6 protein-coding genes are annotated in these 8,397 nt (G+C 62.8%); 5 read left to right on the top strand and 1 reads right to left on the bottom strand.

Annotated elements, in window-relative coordinates:
• Positions 1–165: 165 nt before the first annotated feature.
• Complete coding sequence (locus OC610_RS16130; protein WP_181289642.1) at positions 166–702, top strand: hypothetical protein; 537 nt, start codon at positions 166–168, stop codon at positions 700–702.
• Positions 703–712: 10 nt separating this feature from the next.
• Here OC610_RS16130 and OC610_RS16135 read toward each other — a convergent pair whose 3' ends face one another.
• Positions 713–2,044 carry a cation:proton antiporter gene (locus OC610_RS16135; RefSeq protein ID WP_264429002.1) on the bottom strand — a complete coding sequence of 444 codons (1,332 nt, stop codon included), beginning with the start codon at positions 2,042–2,044 and terminating at the stop codon, positions 713–715.
• Positions 2,045–2,248: 204 nt separating this feature from the next.
• Between OC610_RS16135 and OC610_RS16140 the strand changes: the two genes are divergently transcribed.
• Genes OC610_RS16140 through ligD form a run of 4 tightly spaced genes read left to right on the top strand, consistent with a single transcriptional unit; the run spans position 2,249 to position 8,389 of the window.
• Positions 2,249–3,634: an iron-containing redox enzyme family protein gene (locus tag OC610_RS16140; protein WP_264429003.1), complete on the top strand. Its 1,386-nt coding sequence runs from the start codon at positions 2,249–2,251 to the stop codon at positions 3,632–3,634.
• A gap of 9 nt (positions 3,635–3,643) precedes the next feature.
• The gene (locus OC610_RS16145) at positions 3,644–4,645 is read left to right on the top strand and encodes a class I SAM-dependent methyltransferase (RefSeq protein ID WP_264429005.1); all 1,002 of its coding nucleotides are present in this window, start codon (positions 3,644–3,646) and stop codon (positions 4,643–4,645) included.
• Positions 4,617–5,780: a carboxylate-amine ligase gene (locus OC610_RS16150; RefSeq protein WP_264429006.1), complete on the top strand. Its 1,164-nt coding sequence runs from the start codon at positions 4,617–4,619 to the stop codon at positions 5,778–5,780. The genes OC610_RS16145 and OC610_RS16150 overlap by 29 nt, the downstream gene beginning before the upstream one ends.
• Entirely contained in the window at positions 5,777–8,389 is a 2,613-nt protein-coding gene (gene ligD, locus OC610_RS16155) for a DNA ligase D (protein ID WP_264429007.1), read from the top strand. Before OC610_RS16150 ends, ligD begins: the two co-directional genes overlap by 4 nt.
• Positions 8,390–8,397: the final 8 nt, after the last annotated feature.

Here is an 8,397-nt window from a genome sequence, read left to right on the forward strand (position 1 = left end):
TGTGGGAGCGAGCTTGCTCGCGATGAGGCCGGCACATCCAACATCTTCATTAATGAAGAAAAGAACCTACTTTTACTCCGACCACCTCCGGTCCATTGGTTTGAACTCGCCCCCCGATCATCCGTTCCAAATGCACTCATTCAGACCCAAGGCCCCCGCTGCGCAATGCCCAGAATCCTTACCCAGCAAACCCCGGAAGAAGAACTGACCGAACACAAGGCCAAGCTTTTCGGATCCCCCAAGGAGCGGCTGGATTTCTATCGCCGGGAAATCCAGTACGAAACCAGCATCCTGGCCAATCGGACCGACGCCTACCTGGCTGCCCAGTCCTTCCTGGTGATTGCGTTCGCCTCGTGCATGGCCAATCTGAACCCCGAGTGGGGCAAGCTGTTTACGCTGATCGTGCCCCCATTCCTGGCGCTGCTCGGTTTCCTAAGCTCGCTCAATGCCTGGCCGGGCATTCGCGCGGCCTACGAAATCATCGACCATTGGCATTTCAAGCAAAGCGAATTGCTGCGCAGCGAACCGCTGATGGGCCTGGCCTACGATGAATCGCCGCTGTTCAGCGAGCGGGAGTCCACCCACAAGGGGTACCGCAAATCGCTGTTGTTTTCGGTGCGCACACCGTGGATCTTCGCGGCGTTCTGGGTGTTGCTCGGGGTCTACTCGGTCTTTATCCAAGTGACCGATCCCGGGGGCTGATCGCGGCGGCTCATTTTTGCCGGCGCTCATACCACGCCAGTGCAGGTTGGGTGCTGACCCCGTGGACCAGGATGCTAAGGGCCACCACTGACAGGGTCAGGTCGATGCACAGGCGCGCGGCCTCGGGCTGCAGGTCATGGTTCAGGGCATAGAACAGGTAGAACAGGCTGCCGATGCCACGTATGCCGAACCAGCCGATCAACAGCCGCTGCGGGTTGTCCAGCAATCGTCCCCAAGGCATCGCCATTACACTCAGCGGGCGAATCACCGCGAAGAGCAGGGCGCCGATGGCCAAGGCCCGCCAGTCCCAATGATTGGCCAGGACCACCCCCAGCAGCGTCACCAGGAACACCTCCATCGAGCGTTCCACCAGGCTGCCGAACGCCAACATGTCGCCCATCATCACCCCAGCCGCCAGTTGGCCTTCATCCAAGGCTTGGGTGTCGCCGTGCACGGCTTGCTCGGGATCAACGGCCTCGTGGCCGACCACCGGCTGCACCAGATGCTCGGCGGGCGGCGCGTTTTCGTCGGTGGATTCGACCTCCGCTTGTCGCAGCCCCAGGCCCGCGGCGAACACCGAGAGAAAACCGTAGCCTTGCACCGATTCCGCCGCGACATAGGCCAGGGCGATCAAGGCCAGGGCGAGGTAGTCATTGGGCGACAGCGTACTGTCGGCATTCTTGATGCGCATCGACAAGGTCAGCTTGCCGATCCCACGACCCAGCCAGTAACCGATCAGCAATCCCGCCGGCACTGCCCATAGCACGTTGCGCAAGGCCCACTCACCGAGAAAACCGCTGCCGTCCTGGCGCAACATGAGCAAACCGAGGATGACGAAGGGAAACGCCGTGCCATCGTTCAACCCGGCTTCCCCGGACAGGCCGAAACGCACCCGGTCATCATCACGGGCGTCGTTGACCTGCACCAGGGCGGCCAGCACCGGGTCGGTGGGGGCGAGCATCGCGCCGATCAGCAACGACACCCCCCAACCGAGCCCAAACAGGTAATGCAACGCCAGGCAGAGCCCGGCGATCGACAGAATCATCACCGGCCCCGCGAGCCCATAGGCCACTCGCCAACTGCGATTCTTTAGGGGCAAGCGCAATTTGAGCCCGCTGACGAACAACGAGAACACCACGGCCACTTCGGTCAGGTGCTCCATCCACACCGAAGAATCATCGACCCCCAGCCTCAGCAGCCCCAGCCCCGACGGGCCGATGGCAACCCCCAACGCCAGGCACACCGCCGAGGTGGTGACCGGCATCCAGCGCAGGTAGGAAGCGGTGAGGGCCAGGGTCAGCAAGACTGCGCCGAGCACGGCTACCCACACAGTGAAAATCATGATCGCTCCTTGGATGACGGTGCTTCACCTCGACGGGCTTGCTGCATTCGAGGGGCCAGGCGAAGCGAGGGTTCCACTGCAAATCACCGGCGTCCCGTTTATCCGACCGCTTTTCGGTCCAGGGGAATTTTTTAGCATTCGCAAGGCTCTGCAATGGAAGAGACGTGCTGATTCAGCGTCCTGCCGAGAACCCGAGAGGCCCTTATGACTGCGCTGACACCCCTTCAATCCCGGCCCGCCGTTGCGCAACCGATAACCGCTGCCGGCAATGTGCGCCAATGCTATGAACGACTGCTCCAAGGGCCTGACGATGCTGACAAGCAAGCTGTCGCCCAAGCCTTCCTGCAACCCTGCCTTGAAGAAGCGGGCGCGTTGCCCCGAGAAACCCCTGATGACCCTGCGGCGTTGCTGGCCTGGGTCGAGCAGCACAGCGCCGGCGTGGCCCGGCAATACGCCGACTACCTGGAGCGGCGCAAGAACGGTGGCCCCCGGGAGTTCTTCAGTGGCAAGGCTCATGCCCTGTATTTTCTCCAGGCCGTCGCCCCGACCAAGCTAGTGGATGGCGCGTGGCTGTATGGCGTTCTCCAGCATTGGCACGACCATCGCTTCGAAGGGCTGCTGTGCACCTATCTGGAAGAGCTTGGGGATGGCGTTCCCGCCCAGAACCATGTCGTGCTCTACCGCAAACTGTTGGCCGAACATGGCTTGCAGGACATGCCCGACATCGAGGACGAGCGCTACCTGCAAGGCGCGGTGCAATTGGCCCTGGGTTATGCCAGCGACGAATACCTGCCCGAGGTCATCGGCTACAACCTCGGCTACGAGCAATTGCCGCTGCATTTGCTGATCAGCGCCTATGAACTGAGCGAACTCGATATCGACCCGTATTACTTCACCCTCCACGTCACCATCGACAACGCCAGCAGCGGCCACGCCCACAAGGCCGTGCAGTCGCTGCTGCAATTGCTGCCGATGGAGGCGGGACGTGAATCGTTCTGGCAGCGCGTCACCCTGGGCTATCGCCTCAACGACCTGGGGCAGGGCAGCCGGGCGATCATCGAGTCGTTTGACCTGGAACGCGAACTTCTCGACATGCTTGAACGCAAGCGGCCGTTCGGCCAGCACATGCATTCCGACTACTGCAAGTTCGAGGGCAAGACCGTCAACCAATGGCTGGCGGAACCGGGGCAATTGGAAGGTTTCCTCAAAGCCATGCAGGACAAGGGCTGGATCAGGCGCCACGAGGACCCGCAGAACAGTCGCTTCTGGACCCTGATCGAAGGCGCGGGCGCGGCCATGTTCGGCGTGTTCAGCCCTTACGAAAAACAGTTGCTGCACGATTGGATTGCCGGCGACTGGCTGGACCAGCGCGGTCGCCCCGGCGCCCGCCGTAGCCTCGGCGCGGCGCATGAGCCGCCGGCACCGGCGCAAGACCCGGATGTCCTGAACCTTCAGCAGACGCTGCGCGGCAAGCCTCCCAGCGAGCAGATGCAGCTGCTGATGCCTTGGCTCTCGGCACGTTGCCACAGCCATCCGGCCGGGTTGTTCGCGACCCGTCGGTTCATCGAACTCAAGTCCGCCCTTCGTTAGGAGCCCTGCATGAATCAGGAAGATCGCCTGTCCGAACCCGACCTGGCGCTGTTGCAACTGGGTCGCCGCCTGCACGCCGACGGCTACCGTTTTATCACGCCGACGCCGTTGACCCATGAACGGGTCAACCAACGGCCCGGCAACGAACGCTCGAAGACCCTGCGGGATGTCTTCGGCTGGTCCCGGCCTTTCGCACCGGGGCTGATTTCCGCCGACGAGCAGCGTCAATTGCAGGAGGCCGAGGTGTTGGAAGAGCGCGATGGCCTACTGCGCAGCCGCGTGCGCTGGTCGAGCCTGGACGGCCTGCTGTTCGCCCATTCGCAGTTCCCGACCCAGGCCAATGACGCGGTGTTCTTCGGCCCGGACAGCTACCGTTTTGCCCATCTGATCCATACCCATCTGCAACAGAACTTCACCGCCGTGCATCGCGCCGTGGACATCGGCTGCGGTGCCGGCGTCGGAGCGATGATCATCGCCCGTGCCCGCCGCGAGGCCGAGGTCCTGGCCGTCGACATCAACCCGTTGGCGTTGCGCCTGTGCGCTGTCAACGCGGCGCTGGCCGAGGTTGCCAACGTCGAAATCGCCCGCAGTGATGTGCTGCGGGACGTCGAGGGCGATTTCGACCTGATCGTCGCCAACCCGCCGTACATGGCCGACCCCGCCGAGCGCGCCTATCGCCATGGCGGCGGAACGCTGGGCGCCGGGCTGTCGCTGCGGATCGTCGAGCAGGCATTGCCCCGGCTGACGCCAGGCGGCTCGCTGGTGCTCTATACCGGCGTGGCGATGGTCGATGGTCGCGACCCGTTCCTCGAAGCGTTGGGGGCGTGGCGCGATTCGGCGGAGTTTGCCTGGACCTACAGGGAATTGGACCCGGACGTATTCGGCGAGGAGCTGCTGACGCCGGGTTATCAGGACGTTGAAAGGATCGCCGTGGTGGCGTTGGTTGTCACCCGCACGGGTGCGGGTATCGGAGGGAACATCGATGAACAGGCGTCTGAAGTTCGGCATTGAAGAGGAATATTTCATCACCGACCTGCAAACCCGCCGCATGCCCGAGCAGCCGCCGGCGGCAGCGGTTGCGGCCTGTCGGGAGGAGCTGGGCAAGCATTTCGCCCACGAAATGTTCCAGAGCCAGGTGGAAATGGCTTCGCCCATCTTCCGCAGCCTGGCCGAGGCCGCCGATTACCTGGCCCAGGTGCGCAGCGGCCTGACCCAGCGGCTGGCGCCCCATGGCCTTGGCTTGTTGAGCGCAGGGTCGCATCCCATGGCGACCGTCGGCTTGCAACCCACCGACGAGCTGCACTTCCAGCAACTGTTTGACGATTACCAGCGCGTGGCGCGGCGCAGCGTACTGTCGGGCCTGCATGTGCACGTGGAAGTGCCGGCGGACCATGATCGGGTCAAGGTAATGAACGAGGTGTTGCCCTGGCTGCCGATGCTGTTGGCGTTGAGCGCGTCTTCGCCATTCTGGAACGGCGCCTACAGCGGCTTCAGCAGTTATCGCCAGGTGGCCTGCGATGAGTGGCCGCGCATGGGCGTGCCGGAGTTCTTCGAGGATGAAGCGACGTTCGATGGCTACGTCAACATGCTCACCCGCACCGGCTCCATCCGCCAGCCCAGCGATTGCTGGTGGGTGCTGCGGCCATCGTCGCGTTATCCGACCCTGGAACTGCGCATCTGCGATGCGTGCCCACGGATAGAAGATGTGTTGTGCCTCGTTTCGCTGTTTCGGCTGATGATTGCCCACGCCATCACCCAACCCGCGCCCGGTGTCCACTACAGCTTGATGTCCCACTGGATCCTCAAGGAAAACCGCTACCGGGCCAAGCGTCACGGCATCCTCGCGGAGTTTATCGTCGAGGGTCAGGAGCAACCCATGCTCATTGGCGAATGGTTGGACCTGGCCGAACAGACCTTCGGCGACACCGCCACTGCGCTGGGTGTACAGGACGTGTTCAAGCAAGCCCGCAGAATCATCCAGCAGGGCAGCAGTGCTGATCGGCAGGTGGTGCTCTACGAACAGGGGTTGCTGTTGGGCGATACGACTGAAGAGGCGCTGGGCCGGGTGGTCGATCAATTGCTGTCGGAAACCGCCGGCATGCCCGTCGCCGATCCGACCCTTGCGCAAGTAGCAGGTGGCCCATGAACAGCAAGAACCTCGACGATTACAACCGCATGCGCGATTTCGCCGCCACCCCGGAGCCGGCGGCGAAGCGCAAGCGCGGATCGACGAAAACCGCCCATGCCTTGCAGTACTGCATCCAGAAGCATGACGCCACGCGGTTGCATTACGATTTCCGCCTGGAGCTGGACGGTGCGCTGAAGAGCTGGGCGGTGCCGAAGGGGCCGTCCCTGGACCCGAAGGTCAAGCGCCTGGCGGTCCACGTCGAGGACCATCCGCTGGACTACGCGACTTTCGAGGGCAGCATTCCCGAGGGGCATTACGGCGCCGGCGACGTCATCGTCTGGGACCGGGGCGTGTGGATTCCCCAGGGCGATGTGCACGAAGCCTACGAAAAGGGCCGGCTCAAGTTCGAATTGCGCGGAGAAAAGCTCGCGGGCCTGTGGAACCTGGTGCGCACCCATATGCCGGGCAAGCAGGAGCAATGGTTCCTGATCAAGCACCAGGACGATGCGGCCCGTCCGGAAAGCGAGTACGACGTGGTGCAGGCCGAGCCTGACAGCGTGCTCAGCGACCGCACCATCGTGCCCAAGCGTCGAGGCAAGGCCGCTGCTGCAAAACCCGTCAAGCAGCCGGAAGAACCTGCCAAGCCGAAGTCGACGAAAAAAACGGGGAAGACCACCCTCAGCGGCGCCGTCGCCGCTCCGATCCCCGAAACCCTCAAGCCGGAACTGGCGACCCTGGTGGAAAGCGCCCCCGACGGCGACTGGCTCTACGAGATCAAGTTCGACGGTTACCGGGTCATGGCGCGCATCGAAAATGGCGACGTGCGCTTGATCACCCGCAACGGCCACGATTGGACGCATAAGCTGCCGAAACAGGCCGAGGCCCTGGCGGCGCTGGGCTTGGAATCGGCCTGGCTCGACGGCGAGATGGTCGTCGCCAACGAGCAAGGCGTGCCCGATTTCCAGGCCCTGCAAAACGCTTTCGATGCCGGCAGCAGCGGCAAGATCGCCTATTACCTGTTCGACCTGCCGTACCTCAACGGCATGGACCTGCGCAAAGTACCGGTGGAAGAACGCCGTGCCGCGTTGGCCGCCGTCCTCGAGGCCAACGAAGACCCCTTGCTGCGCTTCTCCGATTCCTTCGAAGAAACCCCCGAAGCGCTGCTCAACAGCGCCTGCCAGATGCGCATGGAAGGGCTGATCGGCAAGCGCCAGGGCAGTGCCTATGTGTCGCGGCGCAGCAGCGACTGGATCAAGCTCAAGTGCAAGAATCGCCAGGAATTCGTCGTGGTTGGCTTCAGTGACCCGAAGGGCGCCCGCAGTGCATTCGGAGCCTTGTTGCTGGGCCTGCATGACGTCGATAGCGGCGAGTTGCGCTATGCCGGCAAGGTTGGCACCGGTTTTAACGAAACCACCCTCAAAAGCATCTATCAGCAACTGCTGCCCCTCGAAACAAAAAAAGCCGCCGTGGTCAATCCGCCCACCGGCTATGACGCCAAGGGCGTGCATTGGCTCAAGCCGGAGTTGCTGGCGGAAGTGGCGTTTGCCGAAATGACCAAGGAAGGCTCGGTACGCCATGCCGTGTTCCATGGCTTGCGCAACGACAAGCCGGCCAAGGCGATTACCCAGGAGTTGCCGAAAACCGTGAGAAAGGCCGAGGCCAAGGACGATACAGAACCGGCGCCAGCCAAGGCGAAAGCCAAAGCCAAGCCCAAGGCTGCGCAGTCGCCAACGTTGGACGGCAAGGTCCGCATTACCCATCCCGATCGAGTGATCGACGCCAGCAGCGGCACGACAAAAATGCAACTGGCCGAGTACTACGCCAGCGTTGCCGATTTCATCCTGCCAGAACTGGCCGACCGTCCTGTGGCGCTGGTCAGGGCGCCGGATGGCATCGCCGGCGAGCTGTTCTTCCAGAAGAACCCCGAACGCCTGGCTATCCCCGGCATTACCAGCCTGGACAAGGACCTGACCGGGCAACCCATCATGATCATCAACAACGCCGAGGCGCTGATTGGCGCGGTACAGATGAGCACCGTTGAGCTGCATACCTGGAACGGCACGTCTGTCGATCTGGACAAGCCTGACCGCTTTGTCCTGGACCTTGACCCGGACCCGGCGCTGCCCTGGAAAAGCATGGTGGAAGCCACGCAACTGACCTTGTCGGTGCTGGATGAACTGGGCTTGAAGGCCTTCCTGAAGACCAGCGGGGGGAAGGGTATCCACGTTGTCGTGCCGATCACCCGCAAGTTGGGCTGGGATGAGGTGAAGGGCTTCAGCCATGCCATCGTCAGTCACATGGCCAAGCTGTTGCCTGATCGCTTTTCGGCGGTGTCTGGGCCGAAGAACCGGGTAGGGCGGATCTTCATCGATTACCTGCGCAATGGCCTTGGCGCCACGACTATTTGCGCCTACGCCGCCCGTACCCGCGAGGGGCTGCCGGTGTCGGTGCCGATCTACCGCGAAGAAGTGGCCGAGCTCAAGGGCGCCAACCTGTGGAACGTTCACAACGTCCATGAGCGGCTAGCCGAGGTGGGGCACGAGCCTTGGGCTGACTTGCGCAAGACCCGCCAAAGCATCACCGCCGACATGCGGCGGCGGATTGGGATGAAGAAGACTGTCAAGTAGCTTTTTTG

The organism is Pseudomonas agronomica (assembly GCF_025917275.1).
Lineage (GTDB): Bacteria > Pseudomonadota > Gammaproteobacteria > Pseudomonadales > Pseudomonadaceae > Aquipseudomonas > Aquipseudomonas agronomica.